The organism is Tepidicella baoligensis (genome assembly GCF_013432195.1).
Classification (GTDB): domain Bacteria; phylum Pseudomonadota; class Gammaproteobacteria; order Burkholderiales; family Burkholderiaceae_C; genus Tepidicella; species Tepidicella baoligensis.
Genome location: NZ_JACCDB010000005.1, coordinates 1 through 23,061, shown reverse-complemented (window position 1 = coordinate 23,061; position 23,061 = coordinate 1). Strand labels below are relative to the sequence as shown.

The window sequence follows — 23,061 nt, the reverse complement described above, 5'->3', positions numbered from 1 at the left end:
CGCCCATGACCGTGCAAACACTGACCGTGCTGGGCTCTACGGGGTCCATTGGCGCCAATACCCTGGATGTGGTGGCGCGTCATCCCGAACGCTTTCGTGTGTATGCCCTGACCGCCGCGCGGCAGGTCGATGTGCTGGCCCGCCAGTGCCAGGTATTTCGGCCGCTCTATGCCGTCATCGGGGAAGGGTTGGAGCAACAGCTACGGGAGAGGCTGCGGCACCTGGATGTGGACACCGAAGTGCTGAGCGGCCCGCAGGCGTTGTGCGATGTGGCCGCCGCTGCGGAGGTCGACGCCGTGATGGCCGCCATCGTGGGGGCGGCAGGTTTGGCGCCGTGTGTGGCCGCCGCCCGCGCGGGCAAGAAGCTGCTGCTGGCCAACAAGGAAGCGTTGGTCGTGGGGGGAGACTGGTTCATGCAGACCGTGCGCCAGGGAGGGGGGCGCCTGCTGCCCATCGACAGCGAGCATTCTGCGGTGTTTCAGTCCTTGCCGGACAACGAGCAGACCTGGTCGGCGCGGGTGGAAAAAATCATCCTCACCGCTTCGGGCGGGCCGTTTCGGATGCGCGAGCCCGCCACACTGTCCCAGGTCACACCGGACGAGGCCTGCGCCCATCCGAATTGGGTCATGGGGCGCAAAATCTCCGTCGATTCCGCCACCATGATGAATAAGGCGCTGGAGGTGATCGAGGCGCACTATTTGTTCGGGTTCGAACCGCATCGTATCGAGGTGGTGATCCACCCGCAGAGTGTGATCCATTCCATGGTGCAGTACCGCGATGGCTCGGTGGTGGCGCAATTGGGAACACCCGACATGCGCGTGCCGATCGCCTACGGGTTGAGCTGGCCGGAGCGCATCGCATCGGGTGCAGAGCCGCTGGATTTCCTGGCCATGGGCGCCTTGACTTTTGAGCCCCCGACGCGGGAACGCTTCCCGGGCTTGTTTCTCGCGTGGCAGGCCCTCAGCGATGTGCCCGGCGCCACCGCTGTGCTCAACGCCGCCAACGAGGTGGCGGTGGAGGCCTTTTTGGCAGGGCGCTTGCGTTTCGACCGGATCCATGCCGTCAACGACGCAACTTTGGGTCGGCTGCGGCCTCCAAAGCTCCAAGGTCTGGATGACTTGCTGGCGCTCGATGTCGAGGCGCGGGAACGGGCCCGCGAGCTGGTCCAGCGATGGCAGGAGTGAGCATTTTCACATGGTGACGGTGTTGGCCTTTCTGGCGGCCCTCGGGCTGCTGATCGCGGTCCACGAATACGGGCATTACCGCGTGGCCGTGGCCTGTGGTGTGAAGGTGCTGCGTTTTTCGATCGGTTTTGGCAAGCCCCTGTGGCGCTGGCAGTCGGCCCGCGGGGGCACCGAGTTCGTGATCGGTGCGCTGCCGCTCGGAGGCTATGTGCGCATGCTCGACGAGCGGGAAGGACCGGTGGCCCCAGAGGAGCGGCATCGGGCCTTCAATGCCCAGCCTCTGCGTTCCCGCGTGGCCATCGTCGCTGCCGGGCCCCTGGCCAATCTGCTGCTGGCCGTGGCACTCTACGCCGCCGTGTCCTGGATCGGCGTTCAGGAACCCCGGCCTGTGCTGTCCAGTCCACCCCCGGCCTCGCTGGCGGAACGGGCCGGTGTGCGAGGCGGTGAATGGGTGGTGGCCATGGCTCAGGAGGCCCAGTCGCCGCAGGTTGTCGAATCCTTCGAAACCTTGCGCTGGCAATTGACGCGGGCGGCTCTCTCCCAGCAGGATGTGCGTTTGTGGCTGGCCGACGGCCCCGATCAAGCGGGCCGGGAAGTGACACTGCGCTTGTCCGAACTGTCTGTGCGCGACGCAGATGCCACGCTGTTGCAGCGCATCGGCATCGTGGCACCCTGGTCGGCGCCAGTGGTCGGCGAAATCCTGCCGGGTGGCGCCGCTGAGGCGGCCGGATTGCGCCGCGCAGACGTGGTGCTTCGGGTGGACGATCAGGTGGTGGTGGACGGTCAACACCTGCGGACGTTGATACGGGAAGCGGTCACTGCGCAGGGTGAGGCGCGGACGCAGCGCTGGGAGGTGGAGCGCGACGGCCGGCGGCTGGTGCTGGATGTGAGCCCTCGACCCGAGCGGGTCGGCGATGCCTGGGTCGGGCGCGTCGGGGCCTACATCGGTGCACCGCCGGAGATGGTGACCGTCTCTGCCGGCGTGTTCGAGGGCCTCTGGAAGGGCGTGGTTCGCACCTGGGAGGTGTCGGTGCTGTCGTTGCGCATGATGTACCGCATGCTGGTGGGCGAGGCGTCGTTGAAAAACCTCAGCGGGCCGCTGACGATTGCCGACTATGCCGGTCAATCGGCCAGCATGGGCTTGACGTCCTACATTCTGTTTCTCGCCTTGATCAGCGTCAGCTTGGGTGTGTTGAACCTCTTGCCGCTACCGGTCTTGGACGGGGGGCACCTGATGTATTATCTGTGGGAGGCTGTGACCGGGCGCCCCGTGTCGGACGTGTGGATGGACCGCCTGCAACGCGGGGGTATGGTCGTGTTGCTGGGGCTCATGTCGCTGGCCATGTTCAATGATGTCGCCCGGTTGTTGGGCTGAAAATCCGATTTCATGAAATACAAGCATTCGCGCTTGCGCAGTGTCGCCTGGGGCGTGTTGGTCTCGACCTTGGCGGCGCTCCCCGCCTGGGCCGTCGATCCCTTCATCTTGAAAGACATCCGGGTCGAGGGCCTGCAGCGGGTCGAGCCGGGCACGGTGTTCGCTTCCTTGCCTTTCCGTGTGGGTGACAGCTATTCGGATGAGCAGGGCTCGGCAGCCATCCGCGCGTTGTTTGGTCTGGGCTTGTTCTCGGATGTGCGCCTGCAGGTGGATGGCGACGTGCTGGTGGTGATCGTGGAGGAGCGCCCCACGGTGGCTGACGTGACCTTCTCCGGCGTGCGCGAGTTCGACAACGAGGTGCTCCGACGCGCCCTGCGCGATGTCGGCCTGACCGAAGGCCGGCCGTTCGACCGGGCGCTGGCCGACCGCGCCGAGCAGGAGCTCAAGCGCCAGTACCTCAACCGCAGCATGTATGCCACCACCGTCACGACCACGGTGACGCCGATCGAGCGCAACCGGGTCAATATCAATTTCAGCGTCAGCGAAGGCGACGTGGCGAAAATCCGCGAGATCCGTATCGTGGGCAACGAGGCCTTCAGCGAGTCCACGCTGCGCAGCCTCTTCGACCTCAACACCGGGGGCTGGTTGAGCTGGTATACCAAGTCCGATCGCTACTCACGCGCCAAGCTCAATGCCGATTTGGAAACCTTGCGTTCCTACTACCTGACCCGTGGTTTCCTGGAGTTCAGTATCGATTCCACCCAGGTGGCCATCACCCCGGGCAAGGAAGATATGACGATCACCATCAACATCACGGAAGGCAAGCGCTACGTGGTGTCGGGGGTGCGGCTGGAAGGCGACTACCTCGGCAAGGAAGAAGAGTTTCAGTCCCTGATTCGGATTCGTGCCGGCCAGGCCTACAACGCCGAGGACGTGGCCGAAACGGTGCGCGCATTCACCGATTATTTTGGCAGCTTCGGCTTTGCCTTCGCGCGGGTCGATGTCCAGCCCGAGATCGACCGTGAGCATTCGCAGGTGACTCTGGTGTTGCGTGCCGAGCCCTCGCGGCGCGCCTATGTTCGCCGCATCCAGGTGGAGGGAAACAACCGCACGCGCGACGAGGTGATCCGCCGCGAATTCCGCCAGCTCGAAGCCTCCTGGTACGACAGTGACCGCATCCGCCTGTCTCGCGATCGGGTGGATCGGCTTGGCTTTTTCACCCAGGTCACGATCGACACCCAGGAAGTGCCCGATGCCCCCGACCAGGTGGACCTGATCGTGTCGGTGGAGGAAAAGCCCACCGGCAACCTGTCGATCGGTGCCGGATACTCCCAGGCTGAAAAGCTCTCATTCATCGCCGGGATCCAGCAGGAGAACGTGTTCGGCAGTGGCAACTACCTCGGCCTCAGTCTCAACACGAGCAAATACAACAAGCAATTCGTGCTCAGCACGGTGGACCCCTACTTCACCGCCGATGGCATTTCGCGCTCGCTGGATGTGTACTACCGTACATCCAGACCCTTCTCGGAGCAGGAGGGGGATTACCGCCTCGTGACGCCCGGAGCCAGCATCCGTTTCGGGGTGCCCTTCACCGAAACCGACACCGTGTTCTTCGGGATCGGGGTGGAACAAACCCGCATCGAACCGGGCAATGGGCTGCCGAATGCCTACCAGCAGTTTATCGATGACTTTGGCCGTTCCCCCACGTCGGTGCCTCTGACCGTGGGCTGGGCTCGTGACACCCGCGACAGCGCCCTCGTGCCCTCCCAGGGGCGGCTCACGCGCTTCAATGGCGAAGTCGGCATTGCCGGAGACACCCGCTACACCAAGCTCAGCGGGCAATTGCAGCAGTACATTCCTCTGTCCAAGCAGTACACCCTCGCTTTCAACGCCGAGGCGGGCTGGGGCAAGGGGCTGGGCGGCAAGCCCTTCCCGCTGTTCAAGAACTTCTACGGTGGGGGCCTGGGTTCGGTGCGCGGCTTCGAACAAGGCACACTGGGCGGCATCAGCCCGGTGGTTGGCGGTGGATCGGATGCCTACATCGGTGGTTCCCGCATGGTGCTGCTGAATACCGAGATCATCACGCCCTTCCCTGGGGCAGGCAACGACCGCACATTGCGCATGTTCGGGTTCTTCGATGTCGGCAGCGTGTCCGATGATTTCCAGAAGACCACCAAGCTCTCCGACCTTCGTGCCTCAGCCGGGATCGGCGTCAGCTGGATTTCACCGGTGGGCCCGCTTAGAATCGCTTATGCCAAGCCCGTGCGCAAGTTTGCCAATGACAAACCCCAAAGCGTACAATTCCAGATTGGAACTTCTTTCTGATGAAATCGTTTTCTCGTGACGCAATTCGCCGTGGTCTGACGGTGCTGGTGTTGGGCGTGGCCGCAGCCACGGCAGCGGCTCAGGACTTCAAGATCGGGTTTGTCAACACCGACCGCATTTTCCGCGACTCCGCTGCCGCCAAGGCGGCGCAGACCAAGTTGGAACAGGAATTCTCCCGCCGTGAGCGCGAACTCGAAAACCTGCGCAACCAGTTGCGTACCGCCTCTGAAAAATTTGAGCGAGAGGCTCCCACGCTATCGGAAGCCCAACGCACCGCCCGCCAGCGCCAGTTGGTGGACATGGACCGGGATTTTCAGCGCCGCAGCCGTGAGTTCCAGGAAGATCTGAACCTGCGCAAGAATGAGGAGTTGCAGCAGGTGCTGGAGCGTGCCAACCGCGTGATCCGCCAGATTGCCGAAGCCGAAAAATACGACCTCATCATCCAGGAAGCGGTGTACATCAACCCCAAGCATGACATCACCGACCGCGTCATCAATGGATTGAACAACGGTCGCTGATGAGCGGGCGTCTGCCGTGACCACGACGCTGGCTGACATCCACGCCGCCTTGGGCGGCGTTTTGCATGGAACCGGGCACACACCGGTGGCTCGGATCGCTCCGCTCGAGACCGCCGGACCGGATGCCTTGTCTTTCATCGCGCATGCGCGCCATGCGGCCAAACTGTCTGCCACGGCGGCGGGCGCCTTGATCGTGCCGCCCGATCTGGTGCCGCTGGCCAAAGCCCGGGGCAGCTGCATCGAGACCCCGGACCCTTATCTGTACTTTGCCCGGCTCACGCAATGGTGGCGGGCGCGGCAAGAGGCTCTGACCGAGGATGCGGGGGCGGCGGTGCATCCGACCGCCTGTGTGCACCCCGCTGCCCGGCTGGGTGTGGCTGTGGATGTGGGGCCTTATGCTGTGATCGAGGCCGGCGCCGAGGTCGGTGACGGCGCCCGCATCGGTGCCCACGCCGTGATCGAACGGCGGGCCCGTGTGGGGTCGGGTACACGGTTGGCCCACCGTGTCGTTCTGGGGCGGGACTGTGTGCTGGGCCAGCGCTGCATCGTGCATTCGGGCGTCGTGATCGGGGCCGATGGTTTCGGTTTTGCACCGCATGACGGTGCCTGGGTCAAGATCGAGCAGTTGGGCGCCGTGCGCATCGGTGACGATGTGGAGATCGGTGCCAACTGCTGCATCGACCGCGGAGCGCTGGAAGACACCGTCATCGAAGACGGTGTCAAGCTCGACAACCTGATCCAGATCGGCCACAACGTGCACATTGGCCGGCACACCGCCATGGCCGGTTGTGTGGGGGTCGCCGGCAGCGCGCGCATCGGCGCGCACTGCACGGTCGGTGGAGGTGCGGTGGTGCTGGGGCACCTCACCCTGGTGGACCACGTTCACATCTCAGCGGCTTCGGTGGTGATGCGCTCCATTTTGCAACCCGGGCAGTACAGCGGCGTCTTTCCCATCGACGACAATAAGAGCTGGGAAAAAAATGCGGCCACGCTGCGGCAGCTCCACCGCCTGCGCGAGCGCATCAAAGCTTTGGAAAACCGATCATGATGGACATACACCAGATTCTGAAACAACTGCCCCACCGTTACCCTTTCCTGCTGGTGGATCGGGTGCTGCAGATCGAAAAGGGCAAGTCCATCCAGGCGCTCAAGAACGTGAGCATGAACGAGCCGCAGTTCACCGGCCATTTCCCGCATCGGCCGGTGTTCCCTGGGGTGCTGATGCTGGAGGCCATGGCGCAGACGGCCGCTCTGCTGGCCTTCGACACGCTGGGCGTGACCCCGGACGACAAGACGGTTTACTACTTTGCGGGCATCGACGGCGCGCGCTTCAAGCGGCCCGTCGAGCCGGGTGACCAGCTTGTGATGGACGTGACGCTGGAGCGCATGAAGGCCGGCATCTTCAAGTTCAAAGGCACGGCCCGTGTGGGTGACGAAGTGGCTTGCGAGGCCGAGCTGATGTGCACCATGCGCACCATCGCCTGAGGCGGTACCGGGCATGGCAGACATTCATCCCACCGCTTTGGTGGATCCGAAGGCGCAACTCGACGACACCGTCAGTGTGGGCCCCTACACGGTGATCGGCCCCCATGTGAAGGTGGGCGCTCGCACGCGCATCGGGGCACATTGCGTCATCGAGGGACACACCACCCTGGGGCAGGACAACCACATATACCCCTTCGTCTGCCTGGGGCTGGCCAGCCAGGACAAGAAATATGCGGGGGAGCCGTGCCAACTCGTCATTGGTGACCGCAACACCATCCGCGAATACAGCACCTACCACATTGGGACGGTGCAGGGCGGTGGGGTGACGCGGCTGGGGCACGACAACTGGATGATGGCCTACACCCACCTGGCGCACGACTGCGTCGTGGGCAACCACACCATCTTTGCCAACAACGCCCAGCTGGCCGGGCATGTGCAGGTGGGGGATTGGGTCATTCTGGGTGGCTACACCGTCGTGCACCAGTTCGTGCGCATCGGCGCCCATGCCATGACGGCGATGTGTTCATTGCTCTTTGCCGATGTGCCCCCGTTCGTGATGGCCCAAGGCCAGCCGGCACAGGCACGCTCCATGAATTTCGAGGGCTTGCGTCGTCGCGGCTTCAGTGCCGAACGGATTTCGGCGGTGAAGGCCATGCACAAGGCTCTGTACCGGGACAATCTCACGCTGGAGCAGGCGCAAGCCCGGCTGGCCGAGTTGCCTGCCCGTTACCCCGAGGCCGAGGCTGACGTGGCTTTGATGCAAGGTTTTCTTCAGGGGGTGTCCCAGGAACGGGGCATCGTGCGTTGAGCGCGACAACCGCCTCTTGTGATGTGGCGTTGGTCGCTGGCGAGGCGTCGGGCGACCTGCTGGCGGCTCGCCTGCTCGCGGGCTTGAAGCGGCGTTGGCCGACCTGGCGTGCCGCTGGCATTGGTGGCCCTCGGATGCAGGCGCAGGGGTTTGAGGCCTGGTGGCCCAGTGACAAACTGGCCGTGCGCGGCTATGTGGAGGTGCTGCGGCACTACCGCGAGATCGTGGCCATCCGCCGTCAGTTGCGCGACCGCCTGTTGGCCGCCCCGCCGCGGCTGTTCGTGGGCGTGGACGCTCCCGACTTCAACCTCGATCTGGAGGGCGATCTGCGTGCCGCCGGTGTCAAGACGGTGCATTTCGTCGCCCCGGCGGTGTGGGCCTGGCGACCCGAGCGTATCGAGAAGATTCGCCGCCACGTGGATCACGTGCTGTGCATTTTCCCGTTCGAGGCGGCGTTGTTCCATGCCCACGGAGTGGCGGCGACTTATGTGGGGCACCCGCTGGCATCGCTGATTCCCCTGGTGCCGGACCGTGCGGCTGCGCGGCAAGCACTCCGTCTGCCGCCGGAGTCGGAGGTGGTCGCACTCCTGCCGGGCAGCCGGCGCGCAGAGGTGGCGCACTTGCTGCCCCGCTTTTTGCAGGCGGCCCGGCTCATGTCGAGACGCCGGCCCGAGCTCAGGTTCGTGCTGCCGGCCGTGCCGGCTCTGCAGCCGCGTATCGTGCAGGAAGTGGTGGAAGCGGATCTGCAGTCCAAGGTTCAGGTGATCCAGGGCGAGTCCCACACGGTGTTGGCGGCGTGTGATGTGACCCTGATCGCGAGCGGGACGGCCACGCTGGAAGCGGCGCTGTTCAAGCGCCCCATGGTGATCGCCTACCACATGAACTGGTTTTCCTGGAAGCTGCATCAGCGCAAGCGATTGCAGCCCTGGGTCGGGCTGCCCAACATCCTGGCACAGGAGTTCCTGGTGCCAGAGCTGCTGCAGGAGGCCGCCACACCCGAGGCCCTGGCCGATGCCACGCTGGCCTGGCTGGCCGATGATGCCTCGACCCGGGATCGCGTCCGGCGGCTGCAGGATCGGTTTGCCGCCCTGCACCAAACCCTTGCCCTCGACACCCCACGACTGGCCACCGATGCGATCGCGAAAGTCCTTGCCTGATACCCACACCGTGCAGCAATCCTTCGCCTGGATGTGCCTTGACGAAGCCGGTCTGATCGCGGGGGTGGACGAAGCCGGTCGAGGTCCCTTGGCGGGGCCGGTGGTCGCGGCTGCGGTCATTCTGGATGATGCGCAACCGATTGCCGGGTTGGCGGACTCGAAAAAACTCAGTTCGGCACGCCGCGACCGCCTCTATGATGAGATCCGGGCCAAGGCCCTGTGCTGCTCCGTGGGGCAGGCCACCGTGGAGGAGATCGATCGCCTCAATGTTCTCCAGGCCACGATGCTGGCCATGCGCCGGGCCGTTGCCGGGCTGCGACTCAAGCCTCGGCTGGTGCTCGTCGATGGCAACCGCTTGCCTGTGCTGGATGTGCGAGCCGAGGCGATTGTGGGGGGCGATGCGAAGGTGCAGGCCATTTCGGCTGCCTCCATTTTGGCCAAGGTCACGCGCGACCGGGGCCTGGATGATCTCCATGCTCAATACCCACAGTACGGGTTCGACCAGCACAAAGGGTATGGGACGGTGCAACACCTGGAGGCCTTGCGCCGTTGGGGGCCATGTCCCGAGCACCGCCGCAGCTTCGCGCCCGTGGCCGAAGCGTTGCACCCCACGCCGTTGAGGCGTGATGCGGGGGTGTCGTCTTGAGCCCGATGCCGCGCCCCCTCATGAACCCCGAACTCATTTCCTCCCGCGACAACCCCTGGGCCAAACGGTGCCGCTCTTTGGCTCAGGACAGCGCCGCCTACCGCAAGGCGGGGCAGGTGTGGCTCGAAGGTGACCATCTGTGTCGCGCCCTGCTGGCCCGAGGGCATGTGCCCTCTGCGATCGTGGTGACGGCCTCCCGGCCGCATGTGGCTGAGGACTGGGATTTGCCGCGTGAGGTGCGTCGAATCGTGGTGGCCGACCGGCTCATGGCATGGATCAGCGGACTGGAGTCACCGCCGCCCGTGGCGGGTCTGTTCGATCTTCCCCCTCACGACGAGGTGCGGCCAGCGGTGCCGACCGTGGTGCTCGATCGGCTGCAGGATCCTGGTAATGTGGGGTCCATCCTGCGCAGTGCGGCCGCTTTCGGGTTCAAGCAGGTGGTGGCCCTCAAGGGTACGGTCGCTCTGTGGGCACCGAAAGTGTTGCGCGCCGGTATGGGGGCGCATTTCGGTTTGCATCTCGTGGAGGGGGGTGGGGTGGCCGACCTCGATCGGCTGGGCCTGCCCTCGATCGCGACCAGTTCGCACCAGGGGCAGTGGTTGCACGAAGCCGCTTTGCCATGGCCGTGCGCCTGGCTGCTGGGGCACGAGGGACAAGGGCTTTCCGACGAACTGATGCGGCGGGCCCGGCATCATGTCCGCATCGCCCAGCCTGGAGGCGAGGAGTCGCTGAACGTGGCCGCCGCCGCGGCCATTTGCCTGCACGCGAGCGCCGTTTCGGCAGGTGTCGCTCGGCTATAATGCCAAGGTTTACCCTAACCCAACGCACCTGCTGTCGGCTGCGGCCGGCCTCCTCCCCCTGAAATTCACCACATTTTCTGGCGGGCACAGGTGCGTCCAAAACTGGAGTGCTCCGTGTTTTCCGTCCCCGCAAAAGCCATTCTCGCTCTCGCAGACGGCACGGTCTTTACCGGTGTGTCCATCGGTGCTGCGGGCCAGACCGTGGGCGAGGTGGTCTTCAACACCGCCATCACCGGCTATCAGGAAATCCTCACCGATCCGAGCTACCGGCAGCAGATCGTGACGCTCACGTATCCGCACATCGGCAACTACGGTGTCAACGATGACGACGTGGAGTCCGATGCCGTTCACGCCGCCGGCCTGATCATCAAAGACCTGCCCCTCCTGGCTTCCAATTTCCGCGCGCAGCTCACATTGAGCGAATATCTCCAGCGTGAGGGCACGGTGGCCATTGCCGGGATCGATACCCGCAAGCTCACGCGCATCCTGCGTGCCAGAGGCTCGCAGAATGGCGCCATCATCGGCCTGGGTCAGGGCCAGGAGGTGACCGAAGCCTTGAAGGCACAGGCCGTGGCAGCAGCGAAGAGCGCCCCCAGCATGGCCGGGCAAGATTTGGCGAAAGTGGTGAGCACGAAGCAGCCTTACGTCTGGACCCAGACCGAGTGGCAACTGGCCCGCGAAGACGGCACGCCCGGCTATGGCGAGTTGACCACCCCGCGCTTTCATGTGGTGGCCTACGACTTCGGGGTGAAAAAAAACATCCTGCGCATGCTGGCCGAGCGCGGTTGCAAGGTCACCGTGGTGCCGGCCCAGACGCCCGCGTCTGAAGTGCTCAGGCACAACCCGGACGGCATTTTCCTCTCCAACGGTCCTGGCGACCCCGAGCCCTGCGACTATGCCATCGCCGCAGCGCGCGAACTCATCGAGACGGGCATCCCGATCTTCGGCATTTGTCTGGGGCATCAGATCATGGCCCTGGCCAGCGGCGCCAAGACCTTCAAGATGCCCCACGGCCATCATGGTGCCAACCACCCAGTCAAAGACCTTGACAATGGCCGCGTCAGCATCACCAGCCAAAACCACGGTTTCGCGGTGGAGATGGAGTCACTGCCGGCCAACCTGCGCCCCACCCACATCAGCCTGTTCGACGGCACGCTTCAGGGTCTGGAGCGCACCGACCGGCCTGCCTTCTGCTTCCAGGGTCACCCTGAGGCGTCCCCTGGTCCGCACGACATCGCCTACCTGTTCGACCGTTTCATCCGGATGATGGAGCCGAAAGGTTGATGCACCCCCGCGTTCACGGCTGTGCCGTTTCACTGCCCCAACTGATCCGTGTGATTGGGGCCTTCGCTCCCTTGGAGCGGTCCTGCGAGAGCGAATATGCCCAAGCGTACTGACATCAAGAGCATCCTCATCATCGGTGCCGGTCCCATCGTCATCGGCCAGGCCTGTGAATTCGACTACTCCGGCGTGCAGGCCTGCAAGGCCCTGCGCGAAGAGGGCTACAAGGTCATCCTGATCAACAGCAACCCGGCCACGATCATGACCGACCCGGCCACGGCCGATGTGACCTACATCGAGCCCATCACCTGGCAAACGGTCGAGAAGATCCTTGCCAAGGAGCGCCCGGATGCCATTTTGCCGACCATGGGCGGCCAGACCGCACTGAACTGCGCGCTGGACCTGTGGCGCAACGGCGTGCTGCACAAGTACAAGTGTGAACTGATCGGCGCCACGCCCGAGGCCATCGATAAGGCCGAAGACCGCCTGAAGTTCAAAGACGCCATGACCCGCATCGGCCTGGGCTCGGCGCGTTCCGGCATCGCCCACAGCATGGAAGAGGCCTGGGCGGTGCAAAAGCAGGTAGGCTTCCCCACGGTGATCCGCCCCAGCTTCACGCTGGGCGGCACGGGCGGTGGCATTGCCTACAACCCAGAAGAGTTCGAAACCATCTGCAAGCGCGGTCTGGAAGCCTCGCCCACCAACGAGCTGCTGATCGAAGAGTCGCTCGTGGGCTGGAAAGAGTACGAGATGGAAGTGGTCCGCGACAAGAAAGACAACTGCATCATCGTCTGCTCGATCGAGAACCTGGACCCGATGGGCGTACACACGGGGGACTCGATCACCGTGGCTCCGGCGCAAACGCTGACCGACAAGGAATACCAGATCATGCGCAATGCCTCGCTGGCGGTGCTGCGCGAGATCGGCGTGGACACGGGCGGCTCCAACGTGCAGTTCGCCGTCAATCCGAAGGACGGCCGCATGATCGTCATCGAGATGAATCCGCGCGTCTCGCGCTCGTCGGCGCTGGCGTCTAAGGCCACCGGGTTCCCCATTGCCAAGGTGGCCGCCAAGCTGGCGGTGGGCTACACGCTCGACGAGTTGAAGAACGAGATCACCGGCGGTGCCACCCCCGCTTCGTTCGAGCCTTCCATCGACTATGTGGTCACCAAGATTCCGCGTTTCGCCTTCGAGAAGTTTCCTTCCGCCGACAACCGCCTGACCACGCAGATGAAGTCGGTGGGGGAGGTGATGGCCATGGGCCGTACCTTCCAGGAGAGTTTCCAGAAAGCCCTGCGCGGCCTGGAAGTGGGCGTCGATGGCATGAACGAGAAAACCCAAGACCGCGAGACGCTGGAGCGCGAGCTGGGCGAGCCCGGCCCCGAGCGCATCTGGTACGTGGGCGACGCGTTCGCCGCTGGCTGGTCGCTGGACGAGGTGCACCATTTCACCCGCATCGACAAGTGGTTCCTGGCGCAGATCGAGGAGATCGTCAAGATCGAGCTGGAGCTGGACAAGCTCACCGCTGAAAAAGGCGAAGGCGCTCTGGCCTCACTGAGCGCCGACACCCTGCGGATCTTGAAGCAAAAAGGCTTCAGCGACCGCCGCCTGGCCAAGCTGCTCAAGACCACCGAAAAGGCCGTGCGGGATCGGCGCCGCGCGCTCAACGTGCGCCCCGTGTACAAGCGCGTGGACACCTGCGCCGCTGAGTTCGCCACCCACACCGCCTACATGTACTCCACCTACGAAGACGAGTGCGAGGCCGACCCGACGGACAAGAAAAAGATCATGGTGCTGGGCGGTGGCCCGAACCGCATCGGCCAAGGCATCGAGTTCGACTACTGCTGCGTGCACGCCGCACTCGCCATGCGCGAGGATGGTTACGAGACCATCATGGTCAACTGCAACCCGGAAACCGTGTCCACCGACTACGACACCTCCGACCGCCTGTACTTCGAGCCGCTGACGCTGGAAGATGTGCTGGAGATCGTGGACAAGGAAAAGCCGTTGGGCGTCATCGTCCAGTACGGCGGCCAGACGCCGCTGAAACTGGCGCTGGGCCTGGAGCGCGAAGGCGTGCCCATCATCGGCACCAGCCCCGACATGATCGATGCCGCCGAAGACCGCGAGCGCTTCCAGAAGCTGCTGCACGAACTGGGCCTGCGCCAGCCGCCCAACGCCACGGCCCGCACCGAGGCCGAGGCAATGGACAAGGCCGCCGAGCTGGGCTACCCGCTGGTGGTGCGCCCCAGCTACGTGCTGGGTGGCCGCGCCATGGAAATCGTGCACGAGCCGCGCGACCTGGAGCGCTATATGCGCGAGGCGGTGAAGGTGAGCAACGATTCGCCGGTGCTGCTGGACCGCTTCCTGAACGACGCCATCGAGTGCGACGTGGACTGCATCCGCGACGCTTCTGGTCAGGTGTTGATCGGCGGCGTGATGGAGCACATCGAGCAGGCGGGCGTGCACTCGGGTGACTCCGCCTGCTCGCTGCCGCCTTACTACCTGAGCCAGACCACGGTGGACGAACTCAAGCGCCAGACCGCCGCCATGGCCAACGCGCTCAACGTGGTCGGCCTGATGAACGTGCAGTTCGCCATCCAGGAGGTGGAAGAGAACGGCGTGAAGAAGGACGTGATCTACGTGCTGGAAGTGAATCCGCGCGCCTCACGCACAGTGCCTTTCGTTTCCAAGGCCACCGGCATCCAGCTGGCCAAGGTGGCGGCGCGCTGCATGGCGGGCCAGACGCTGGCCCAGCAGGGCATCACCCAGGAGGTCACCCCGCCGTACTTCAGCGTGAAGGAGGCGGTGTTCCCGTTTGTCAAGTTTCCGGGCGTCGATACCATCCTGGGCCCCGAAATGAAGTCCACCGGGGAAGTCATGGGTGTGGGCAGGACCTTTGGCGAGGCGTTCGTGAAATCACAGCTCGGCGCGGGGACCAAACTGCCGCGCCCGACGGACGAGGTGAACAAGGTGTTCCTCTCGGTCAAGCAATCGGACAAGGCGCGTGCCGTGATCGTGGCGCGCGAACTGCACGCGATGGGTTTCCAGCTGGTCGCCACGCGCGGCACCGCAGCGGCCATCGAGGCCGAGGGGATACCTTGCGAGCTGGTCAACAAGGTGGCGGAAGGCCGCCCCAACATCGTGGACATGATCAAGAACGGCGAAATCGCCATGGTCATCAACACGGTGGAAGAGCGCCGCAACGCGATTGCCGACTCGCGCTACATCCGCACCTCGGCGTTGCTCAACCGCGTCACCACCTTCACCACCATTTCGGGGGCCGAGGCCGCCGTGGAGGGCATGAAAAGCCTGGACCAGCTGGGCGTGATCTCGGTGCAGGAGATGCACGCCGAGCTCTTCGCCTGATGTCCTTGCCTCAGGGCTTTCCCGGTGCGTCGCCCTGGCCCGAATGATTCAGCTTGAGGCATAATCCCTTCAACCACACCGCCGATTGGGAACGATCGGCGGTTTGCTTTTGGAGATCGACAAATGCCCACCATTCCCGTGACCAAGCGCGGTGCCGACAAGCTCAAGGAGGAGTTGCACCGTCTCAAGACCGTGGACCGACCTGCGGTCATCAACGCGATTGCCGAAGCCCGTGCCCAGGGCGATCTGAGCGAGAACGCGGATTACGATGCTGCCAAAGAGCGTCAGGGTTTCATCGAAGGCCGCATCGCCGAAATCGAAAGCAAGCTTTCGGTGGCGCAGATCATCGACCCCGCCGCCCTGGATGCAGGGGGGCGGGTGGTGTTTGGTGCCACGGTCGAACTGGAGGAGGAAACCACCGGCGAGGTCGTGACCTACCAGATCGTGGGTGAGGACGAGGCCGACCTCAAGCTGGGGCTGATCAACATCTCCAGCCCCATCGCTCGTGCCTTGATCGGCAAGGAAGAAGGCGACGTGGCCGAAGTGCAGGCACCCGGTGGCGTCAAGCGCTTCGAGGTGGTGGCGGTGCGTTACGAGTGAGCCGGTTCAGCATGCAGCCGCTTCTGGATCGCTGGCCGTTGCTGCTCGCCGCCTTGTGGTGGGGGGGCTTGTCGGCATTGAGTTTCGTGGCGGTACCCATGGCCTTTGGCGTCTTGGGCAACCCGGCGCAGGCAGGCGGCTATGCGGCCAGACTGTTTCAGGTTCAGGCCTGGGCCAGTGTGGTGGTGGCGTTGAGCCTGATCTTGTGGGGGCGTCTGCAGCGTCTGCAATCGGCTGAAGTCACGGCCCGCTGGGTCCTGTTGCCCTGGTTGCTGCTGGCCGCACTGGCTGCGCTGGTGCAGGAGCACGGGGTGGCCGAACGCATCCTGACGGCCCGTGTTTCGGGGGGCGACCTGCGTTTCTGGCATACCCTGGGGAGTGCGCTGGTGCTCCTGCAATGGCTCTGTGCCTTGCGCGTCCTGTGGTGGTTTGCCCGCCGGGCCGAAGCGCCAGCGGTCTGAGCCGCCTCAGCCGGTCGAACGCTCGGCCGATTCCAGTGTGTTGACCATCAGCATGGTGATGGTCATCGGGCCCACGCCTCCCGGTACGGGCGTGATCCAGCCAGCGACTTGCCTGACGCCCTCGAAATCCACATCGCCACACAGCTTGCCCTCGTCGTTGCGGTTCATCCCGACGTCGAGCACCACGGCGCCGGGTTTGACCATGTCGGCTGTGAGCACGTGGCGCTTGCCCACGGCGGCCACGATCACATCGGCCTGCAGCGTCAGGGCTTTCAAGTCGGCCGTGCGCGAGTGGCAGATGGTGACGGTGGCGTCTCGTTGGAGCAGCATCAGCGCCATGGGCTTGCCGACGATGTTGCTGCGGCCGATGACCACGGCATGTTTGCCCTTGAGGTCATAGCCGATGGACTCCAGCATCTTGATGCATCCGTAAGGCGTGCAGGGCCAGAAACCGGGCTGCCCCACCATGAGCGCTCCGGCGCTGGCGACGTGGAAGCCATCCACGTCCTTGGCCGGGGAAATGGCCTCGATCACCTTGTGCGCGTCGATGTGGGCGGGCAGTGGCAACTGGACCAGGATGCCGTGGATGGTCGGATCGTGGTTCAGTGCTTGCACGCGTGCCAGCAAGGCCGCTTCGCTCAGGCTGGATTCGTACTTTTCCAGCACGGAATGGATGCCGGTGTCTTCGCAGGCCTTGACCTTGTTGCGCACATAGACCTGGCTGGCCGGGTCGTCCCCGACCAGAATGACGGCGAGGCCGGGGGTGATGCCGCGTGCCTTGAGGTTGGCGACACGTTGCGAGACTTCGGCGCGCAGTTGGCGTGACAGCGCGTTGCCGTCGATCAATTGGGCGGTCATGATAAGGCTGGCGAAAATCGGGAAGGATGAAGGGTCAGGTTTTGGCCGTAGGGGCGAGGGCGATTTTCAACAGGTCGGCGACCGTGTTGGCGCCCAGCTTCTCCATGATGTTGGCGCGGTGGGCTTCCACCGTTTTGATGCTGATGCCGAGGTCATCCGCGATCTGCTTGTTCAGCCGCCCGGCCACGATGCGCTCCAGTACCTGGGATTCTCGGGTGGTGAGCTTGCCGAGCAGGGCTTCGCGGGTGGCAGCCTGCTGGTGCACGGCGAACACCTCACGCGCCGTCTCCAGCATGCGCTCGACGAGGTGCACCAGTTGCGCCTCGTTGAACGGCTTCTGGATGAAGTCCAGCGCGCCCTTTTTCATCGACTCCACCGCCATGGGGACATCGCCATGTCCGGTGATGAACACGATGGGCAAGGGGGAGTGGCGCTCGATCAGCCGGTCTTGCAGCTCCATGCCGCTCATGCCACCCATGCGGATATCGGCGATCAGGCAGGCCACCTCCCGCGGGTCGTATCGGCTCAGAAAGGCTTCGGCAGATTCGAAACATCGCACACGGTAATCCTGACCTTCGAGCAGCCACTGCAACGAGTCGCGGACCGCCTCGTCGTCGTCAACCACATAAACCGTGCCACGTTTCGGAATCAGGCTCATCTCACTCTTTCTCGTTGTCGCGCGCCCGGCGGTGAGGGCGCTTACGGGTGGTTAGGTCTTGACCCCGGTGCTCACGGGAATCCAAAAACTGAATTCACACCCCGTAATTTCAGGCCCATTGTAGAGGTTTCGCGCCTGCAGTCTGCCATGGTGGGACTCGACGATGGACCGGCACAGCTTCAGGCCGATGCCCATGCCCTCGGCTTTGGTGCTGTAAAAAGCCTCGTAGATGCGTTCCAGTTGCTCGGGCGGTATCCCCTGGCCCGTATCCCTCACAGAGAACTCCACCGTTTCGGCGCCCTCGATCTGGCGCGGCGTGACGGTCAGCTCCACGTACCGCTGGGCCTGAGGACGCTGGGCCTGCACGATGGCTTCGCCGGCATTTTTCAACAGGTTGATCAACACCTGTTCGATCAGGATCGGGTCCACCATGAGCTTGGGCAGGCGCGCTGCAACATAGGTATTGAGCCGGATCATGTGCCGGCGCAGTTCGATGTCGGCCAGTTCGGTGGCGTTATTGACCATCTGGGCGACGTCGGAGAGGGTCGGGTTCGGTTCGCTGCGTTTCACGAACGCCCGGATGCGTTGGATGATCTGTCCGGCCCGTTGTGCCTGTCTCTCGGTTTTTTCCAGGGCGTTGAGCAGTTCGTCTTCGGTGATCTGTTGTTTTTTCAGGCGCGAGATCATGCCACTGCTGTAGTTGCTGATGGCTGTCAGCGGCTGGTTGAGTTCGTGCGCCACGCTGGAGGCCATTTCCCCCATGGTGATGAGGCGGCTGGCGGCTTCGGCGCGTTCCTGCTGCAGGGCGGCCTGTTCCTCGGCGTGGCGGCGCACGGTGATGTCGGTGGCGATCACCATCTGCGCCAGCCGGCCGTCCACCCAGGTCAGGTAACGGGTGCGCACCTCCAGCCATTTGTTGAGCTCCGGCAGATAGATCTCGGCGCTGTCGGTGGCGGCTTCGAAAAGGGCATCGGTGGGCAGTCCGGCGAGCACGTCCACCTGGTCCTGGTTGTCGGTGATCGGCCCCTCTGGGATGGTTGAGGACAGCTCGACCAGCTGGCGGTGACCGCGGCCGCTGGCGCCGAACCAGGTCTGGTACATGCGGTTGGCGAACAGCAGTTCGGCGCTGCTCAGCGGGGCGACGGAAATCGCCTCGTCCAGGCTGTCGAGCACGGTGGTGAAGCGGTCGTAGGAGGCTGTCAACTCTTCCCGGATGCGCTTCGGTTCGGTGATGTCGGTGACGGAGGTCATCCAGCCGGTTTGCTGTCCCTGTCCGTCGATCAGGGGCGAGACGTACATCCGCGCGTAGAAGATGCTGCCGTTTTTACGCTTCACCGGGACTTCGAAACCACCCGGTGTGGTGCGACCGTTGAGCTCATCTTTTAGTCGGGCCGAGAGGGTTTCGATGTCCGATTCAGGCCAATAGGGGAAGGGGGGCATGGTTCCAATCAATTCTTGCTCAGTCCAGCCGGTCATGGAGCAGAAGGCGGGGTTCACATAGGTGATGCGGCCCTTGAGGTCGAGCGCGCGGATGCCCGTGAGCATGGAGTTCTCCATCGCACGGCGGAAGTTTGTCTCCACCATCAAGGCGCGCTGGGCTTGGAGTCGCCGGCGGCTGTGACGCAGGTTGGCCAGCAACATCCAGACGGTGAGTGCGCTCAGGGCGCCTACGACCCAGAAAAACGCCTCGCCCATGCTGTCGCGGCTGGTCCGGTAACCCACCGCCTGGATGATCAGGCTGTTGCCGATGGGGGCGACCGGCATCTCGTAACGGTGTGGCTCTGCGGCCCAGGGCAGCCGGCGCAGCCCGGTCGCCTGCGGTACATGCACCGAACCCGCCAACACCTGTCGCTGCTCATCGAGCAGGGCCACGGCGTAACGGGCCATGACTTCGGTGGGTACGCCGAAGCGCAGCAGGCCATCGATCGAGTATTCGGCCATCAAGGCCCCACTGAAACGGCCCTGCTCGTTGAGGGGCACCAGCAGCGAGATGGTCGTTTCCCGGCCAGCCTGGGATTGGGGGCGGCTGTACAGGGGTTGGCGCAGATCCCGCACGAGCTCGAAGAGGCCGTCTGCGGCGTCGGGGGGGAGCATCTGGCCGCTCTGGCGGTTGAGGGCCTCCGGTGCGCTGGGGGAGGTGTAGGCCGTCACCACTTCCCGCCGTGCGTTCAGCCAAGTGATGGCCAGCAGCTCTGGGTATTGCACGACCAGGGTCTCGGCCTGAAAGTTGAATTCCATCTCCTCGATGTCGCGGTTGGAGATGTCGCGAGCGATGCGCATCAGTTGTTCCTGCCGCTCGATCAGGCGCAGGCGCAGCCGCTGTTGGGCGTATTCCACGTCCCGGGTCACCGCTTCTTGCTCGCGATCCGCTTCTTCCAGGGTGAAGTAGGTGAGGGCAGCCACGATGGCCGCCAGAAACAGCAACACCGACAGCAAAGGCCCGATGCTGACGAGCCGGTCTTGTCGGCCGGGGCTGAGACCACGCCACCAGCGGCGCCACCATTGCAGCGGCGTCACGAATTCGCGTCGTGGGGTGGAAGAAGTGGGGGAATCCATCCGTGAAGTCTATGGGATAACCCGAATACATTCACTCTTCATTATTTTATATTATGAAACAAACATCTGCATGTTGAAAACAAGGAAAATCTGTGCGAAACTTGCTGACAGGGCGGCACAGTCGCTTTAACCTTTGCTCATCCAATAGAGGAGACACCGCATGTCAGTTCAGCCGAACATCAACCATGTGCTCAGCGCACCCGACATCGATCATCAGGAAACCCGTGAATGGCTCGATGCCCTCGATGCGGTCATCGAGAGGGAAGGACCCGAGCGAGCGCACTTTCTTCTGGAGCAGCTGCTGGAAGAGGCCCGCGAGCACAGCGTGGACATGCCGTTTTCCGCGACCACCGGGTACGTCAACACCCTGGAGCCGGATGAGGAGGAGCGCTGCCCAGGCAACCTGGAAATCGAGGGTCGTCTGCGCGCCTACATGCGCTGGAATGCGATGGCCATGGTGGTCAAGGCCAACCGCCTGAACCCGCCCGATGGGGGCGACCTGGGTGGGCACATCAGTTCCTTTCAGTCGCTGGCACATCTGTTCGCCTGCGGTTTCAACCATTTCTGGCACGCCGATGACACGGACAACGGGGGCAGCCACGGCGGCGATCTGCTCTACATCCAGGGGCACAGCGCGCCTGGCATCTATGCCCGGGCTTTTCTGGAAGGGCGACTGACCGAAGAACAACTGCTGCATTTCCGCCAGGAGGTGGATGGCAAGGGACTGTCGAGCTACCCGCACCCCAAGCTGATGCCGGAGTTTTGGCAGTTCCCCACCGTCTCCATGGGCTTGGGGCCCTTGATGGCCATCTACCAGGCGCGTTTCCTGAAATATCTGCACGCCCGCGGCATTGCCGATACCTCGCAGCGCAAGGTCTGGGCGTTCTGCGGCGATGGCGAGATGGACGAACCCGAGAGCCTGGGGGCCATCGGCCTGGCGGCGCGCGAAGGGCTGGATAACCTGATCTTCGTGGTGAACTGCAACCTGCAGCGCCTCGACGGCCCGGTGCGCGGCAACGGCAAGATCATCCAGGAGTTGGAAGGGGAGTTCCGCGGCTCGGGCTGGAACGTGATCAAGCTGCTGTGGGGCAGCAACTGGGATCCGCTGTTGGCGCGTGACAAGGACGGCGCCCTGCGCAAGATCATGCTCGACACGCTCGATGGCGACTACCAGGCCTTCAAGGCCAACGACGGCGCCTTCGTGCGCAAGCATTTCTTTGGCCGTGACCCGAGGGCGCTGGAGCTGGTGTCGAAGATGAGCGATGAGGAGATCTGGGCGCTGCGCCGGGGCGGTCACGACGCGCAAAAGGTGTATGCGGCTTTTCACCGCGCACATCACAACACCACCGGCCAGCCCACGGTGCTGCTGGTCAAGACGGTCAAGGGCTACGGCATGGGCCGTGCGGGTGAGGGCAAGAACACCGCGCACCAGACCAAGAAGCTCTCGGACGATGACATCCGCTATTTCCGTGACCGCTTCAACATCCCCATCCCCGACAGCGAACTGTCCAATATCCCGTTCTACAAGCCGGCAGACGATACGCCGGAGATGAAATACCTGCATGAGCGCCGCCAAGCGCTGGGCGGCTACCTGCCCAAGCGGCGTGTGAAATCGGACGAGAGCTTTACCGTGCCCGCGCTCGAAACCTTCAAGGCGGTGCTGGAGCCCACGCCCGAGGGGCGCGAGATCTCCACCACCCAAGCCTACGTGCGATTCCTTACCCAGTTGCTGCGTGATCAGGCGCTGGGCCCGCGCGTGGTGCCCATCCTGGTGGACGAGGCACGCACCTTTGGCATGGAGGGCCTGTTCCGCCAGATCGGTATCTACAACCCGAAAGGCCAGCTCTACACGCCGGTGGACAAAGACCAGGTGATGTATTACCGCGAAGACAAGGCCGGGCAAATCCTGCAGGAAGGCATCAACGAGGCCGGTGGCATGGCGAGCTGGATCGCGGCGGCGACGTCTTACAGCACCAACAACCGCATCATGGTGCCGTTCTACATCTTCTACTCGATGTTCGGCTTCCAGCGCATCGGGGATCTGGCCTGGGCGGCGGGTGACATGCAGGCGCGCGGCTTCCTGCTGGGGGGCACTTCCGGGCGCACCACGCTCAATGGCGAGGGCCTGCAGCACGAGGACGGTCACAGCCAGATTCTGGCGAGCACCATTCCGAACTGCGTGAGCTACGACCCGACCTTCGCGCACGAGGTGGGGGTGATCATCCACCACGGCTTGAAGCGCATGGTGGAGAAGCAGGAAAACGTCTTTTACTACCTGACCCTGCTGAATGAAAACTACGCCATGCCTGGCCTGACACCCGGCACGGAAGAGCAGATCATCAAGGGCATGTATCTGTACAAGGAGGGCCCCAAGTTGACGCCGCGCGTACAACTGCTGGGTTCGGGCTCCATCCTGCGTGAAAGCCTGTTTGCCCAGGAGCTGCTGGAAAAGGACTGGGGCGTGGCCGCCAATGTGTGGAGTTGTCCGAGCTTCAACGAACTGGCCCGCGACGGTCAGGACTGCGAGCGCTGGAACCTGCTGCACCCGACCCAGACGCCGCGGGTGCCGTTCGTGACCCAGCAACTGGAAAAGCACGCTGGTCCGGTGGTGGCTTCCACCGACTACATGAAGGCGTTTGCCGACCAGATCCGCTCTTTCATTCCCAAGGGCCGGACTTACAAGGTGCTGGGGACCGACGGTTTTGGCCGCAGCGATTTCCGCAGCAAGCTGCGTGAGCACTTCGAGGTGAACCGTCACTACATCGTGGTGGCCGCACTCAAGGCCCTGGCCGAGGAGGGCACCGTGCCCGTGGCCAAGGTGGCCGAGGCGATTGCCAAGTACGGCATCGACACCGAAAAAGTGAACCCCCTGTACGCCTGACGCACCGGAGACGAGAACATGGCACTGATCGAAGTGAGGGTCCCGGACATCGGGGATTTTTCTGACGTGGCGGTCATTGAGCTGCTGGTCAAGCCGGGC

Annotated in this window: 18 protein-coding genes; 15 read left to right on the top strand and 3 right to left on the bottom strand. The window is 63.8% G+C overall.

The annotated features are described in order from the left end of the window. Positions 1-5: 5 nt before the first annotated feature. The 14 genes from ispC to HZS63_RS07140 all read left to right on the top strand — a co-directional run bounded on the left by ispC (position 6) and on the right by HZS63_RS07140 (position 16,009). Positions 6-1,184, top strand: a complete 1,179-nt coding sequence (ispC, locus tag HZS63_RS07205) for a 1-deoxy-D-xylulose-5-phosphate reductoisomerase (protein ID WP_180683383.1) — start codon at positions 6-8, stop codon at positions 1,182-1,184. Between the two features lie 10 nt (positions 1,185-1,194). Next, positions 1,195-2,559 (top strand): RIP metalloprotease RseP, encoded by a 1,365-nt coding sequence (rseP, locus tag HZS63_RS07200; RefSeq protein ID WP_180683382.1) that lies wholly within the window; start codon positions 1,195-1,197, stop codon positions 2,557-2,559. Between the two features lie 12 nt (positions 2,560-2,571). Further along, positions 2,572-4,884: an outer membrane protein assembly factor BamA gene (gene bamA, locus HZS63_RS07195; RefSeq protein ID WP_180683381.1), complete on the top strand. Its 2,313-nt coding sequence runs from the start codon at positions 2,572-2,574 to the stop codon at positions 4,882-4,884. Then, positions 4,884-5,402, top strand: coding sequence for an OmpH/Skp family outer membrane protein (locus tag HZS63_RS07190; RefSeq protein WP_180683380.1), 519 nt, complete (start codon positions 4,884-4,886; stop codon positions 5,400-5,402). The genes bamA and HZS63_RS07190 overlap by 1 nt, the downstream gene beginning before the upstream one ends. Before the next feature lie 16 nt (positions 5,403-5,418). After that, the gene (lpxD, locus tag HZS63_RS07185; protein WP_180683379.1) at positions 5,419-6,450 is read left to right on the top strand and encodes a UDP-3-O-(3-hydroxymyristoyl)glucosamine N-acyltransferase; all 1,032 of its coding nucleotides are present in this window, start codon (positions 5,419-5,421) and stop codon (positions 6,448-6,450) included. Further along, entirely contained in the window at positions 6,447-6,887 is a 441-nt protein-coding gene (gene fabZ / locus HZS63_RS07180; protein ID WP_180683378.1) for a 3-hydroxyacyl-ACP dehydratase FabZ, read from the top strand. The genes lpxD and fabZ overlap by 4 nt, the downstream gene beginning before the upstream one ends. A 13-nt stretch (positions 6,888-6,900) precedes the next feature. Beyond that, the gene (lpxA, locus tag HZS63_RS07175) at positions 6,901-7,695 is read left to right on the top strand and encodes an acyl-ACP--UDP-N-acetylglucosamine O-acyltransferase (protein WP_180683377.1); all 795 of its coding nucleotides are present in this window, start codon (positions 6,901-6,903) and stop codon (positions 7,693-7,695) included. Beyond that, a complete protein-coding gene (gene lpxB, locus HZS63_RS07170) occupies positions 7,692-8,852 on the top strand; it encodes a lipid-A-disaccharide synthase (protein ID WP_180683376.1) in 1,161 nt (386 codons plus the stop codon). Before lpxA ends, lpxB begins: the two co-directional genes overlap by 4 nt. Continuing rightward, positions 8,827-9,498: a ribonuclease HII gene (gene rnhB / locus HZS63_RS07165; RefSeq protein ID WP_425505933.1), complete on the top strand. Its 672-nt coding sequence runs from the start codon at positions 8,827-8,829 to the stop codon at positions 9,496-9,498. The genes lpxB and rnhB overlap by 26 nt, the downstream gene beginning before the upstream one ends. A 20-nt stretch (positions 9,499-9,518) precedes the next feature. After that, entirely contained in the window at positions 9,519-10,298 is a 780-nt protein-coding gene (locus HZS63_RS07160; protein WP_180683375.1) for a TrmH family RNA methyltransferase, read from the top strand. 114 nt (positions 10,299-10,412) lie between these two features. Beyond that, a complete protein-coding gene (gene carA, locus HZS63_RS07155; protein WP_180683374.1) occupies positions 10,413-11,582 on the top strand; it encodes a glutamine-hydrolyzing carbamoyl-phosphate synthase small subunit in 1,170 nt (389 codons plus the stop codon). Between the two features lie 96 nt (positions 11,583-11,678). Next, entirely contained in the window at positions 11,679-14,948 is a 3,270-nt protein-coding gene (gene carB / locus HZS63_RS07150) for a carbamoyl-phosphate synthase large subunit (protein WP_180683373.1), read from the top strand. 123 nt (positions 14,949-15,071) lie between these two features. Beyond that, on the top strand, positions 15,072-15,548 hold the full coding sequence (gene greA, locus HZS63_RS07145; RefSeq protein WP_180683372.1) for a transcription elongation factor GreA: 477 nt from the start codon (positions 15,072-15,074) through the stop codon (positions 15,546-15,548). 11 nt (positions 15,549-15,559) lie between these two features. Next, positions 15,560-16,009 carry a DUF4149 domain-containing protein gene (locus HZS63_RS07140; RefSeq protein WP_180683371.1) on the top strand — a complete coding sequence of 150 codons (450 nt, stop codon included), beginning with the start codon at positions 15,560-15,562 and terminating at the stop codon, positions 16,007-16,009. Between the two features lie 6 nt (positions 16,010-16,015). Here the strand turns inward: HZS63_RS07140 and folD are convergent, their stop codons facing one another. From folD to HZS63_RS07125, 3 genes are read right to left on the bottom strand one after another with little or no spacing between them, the layout of a single operon-like run. Then, positions 16,016-16,867, bottom strand: coding sequence for a bifunctional methylenetetrahydrofolate dehydrogenase/methenyltetrahydrofolate cyclohydrolase FolD (gene folD, locus HZS63_RS07135; RefSeq protein ID WP_180683370.1), 852 nt, complete (start codon positions 16,865-16,867; stop codon positions 16,016-16,018). 34 nt (positions 16,868-16,901) lie between these two features. Beyond that, a complete protein-coding gene (locus HZS63_RS07130; RefSeq protein ID WP_180683369.1) occupies positions 16,902-17,525 on the bottom strand; it encodes a response regulator transcription factor in 624 nt (207 codons plus the stop codon). Between the two features lie 51 nt (positions 17,526-17,576). After that, positions 17,577-20,081 (bottom strand): PAS domain-containing sensor histidine kinase, encoded by a 2,505-nt coding sequence (locus HZS63_RS07125; protein ID WP_180683368.1) that lies wholly within the window; start codon positions 20,079-20,081, stop codon positions 17,577-17,579. Positions 20,082-20,241: 160 nt separating this feature from the next. Here HZS63_RS07125 and aceE point away from each other — a divergent pair, with 160 nt between their 5' ends. After that, positions 20,242-22,962, top strand: a complete 2,721-nt coding sequence (aceE, locus tag HZS63_RS07120; RefSeq protein WP_180683367.1) for a pyruvate dehydrogenase (acetyl-transferring), homodimeric type — start codon at positions 20,242-20,244, stop codon at positions 22,960-22,962. Positions 22,963-23,061: the final 99 nt, after the last annotated feature.

Excerpts from the sequence above, each read along its gene's own strand:
- ispC (WP_180683383.1), top strand. The coding sequence starts at position 6 with ATGACCGTGCAAACACTGACCGTGCTGGGCTCTACGGGGTCCATTGGC.
- rseP (WP_180683382.1), top strand. The coding sequence starts at position 1,195 with ATGGTGACGGTGTTGGCCTTTCTGGCGGCCCTCGGGCTGCTGATCGCG.
- bamA (WP_180683381.1), top strand. The coding sequence starts at position 2,572 with ATGAAATACAAGCATTCGCGCTTGCGCAGTGTCGCCTGGGGCGTGTTG.
- HZS63_RS07190 (WP_180683380.1), top strand. The coding sequence starts at position 4,884 with ATGAAATCGTTTTCTCGTGACGCAATTCGCCGTGGTCTGACGGTGCTG.
- fabZ (WP_180683378.1), top strand. The coding sequence starts at position 6,447 with ATGATGGACATACACCAGATTCTGAAACAACTGCCCCACCGTTACCCT.
- lpxA (WP_180683377.1), top strand. The coding sequence starts at position 6,901 with ATGGCAGACATTCATCCCACCGCTTTGGTGGATCCGAAGGCGCAACTC.
- rnhB (WP_425505933.1), top strand. The coding sequence starts at position 8,827 with ATGCGATCGCGAAAGTCCTTGCCTGATACCCACACCGTGCAGCAATCC.
- HZS63_RS07160 (WP_180683375.1), top strand. The coding sequence starts at position 9,519 with ATGAACCCCGAACTCATTTCCTCCCGCGACAACCCCTGGGCCAAACGG.
- carB (WP_180683373.1), top strand. The coding sequence starts at position 11,679 with ATGCCCAAGCGTACTGACATCAAGAGCATCCTCATCATCGGTGCCGGT.
- greA (WP_180683372.1), top strand. The coding sequence starts at position 15,072 with ATGCCCACCATTCCCGTGACCAAGCGCGGTGCCGACAAGCTCAAGGAG.
- HZS63_RS07140 (WP_180683371.1), top strand. The coding sequence starts at position 15,560 with ATGCAGCCGCTTCTGGATCGCTGGCCGTTGCTGCTCGCCGCCTTGTGG.
- folD (WP_180683370.1), bottom strand. The coding sequence starts at position 16,867 with ATGACCGCCCAATTGATCGACGGCAACGCGCTGTCACGCCAACTGCGC.
- HZS63_RS07130 (WP_180683369.1), bottom strand. The coding sequence starts at position 17,525 with ATGAGCCTGATTCCGAAACGTGGCACGGTTTATGTGGTTGACGACGAC.
- HZS63_RS07125 (WP_180683368.1), bottom strand. The coding sequence starts at position 20,081 with ATGGATTCCCCCACTTCTTCCACCCCACGACGCGAATTCGTGACGCCG.
- aceE (WP_180683367.1), top strand. The coding sequence starts at position 20,242 with ATGTCAGTTCAGCCGAACATCAACCATGTGCTCAGCGCACCCGACATC.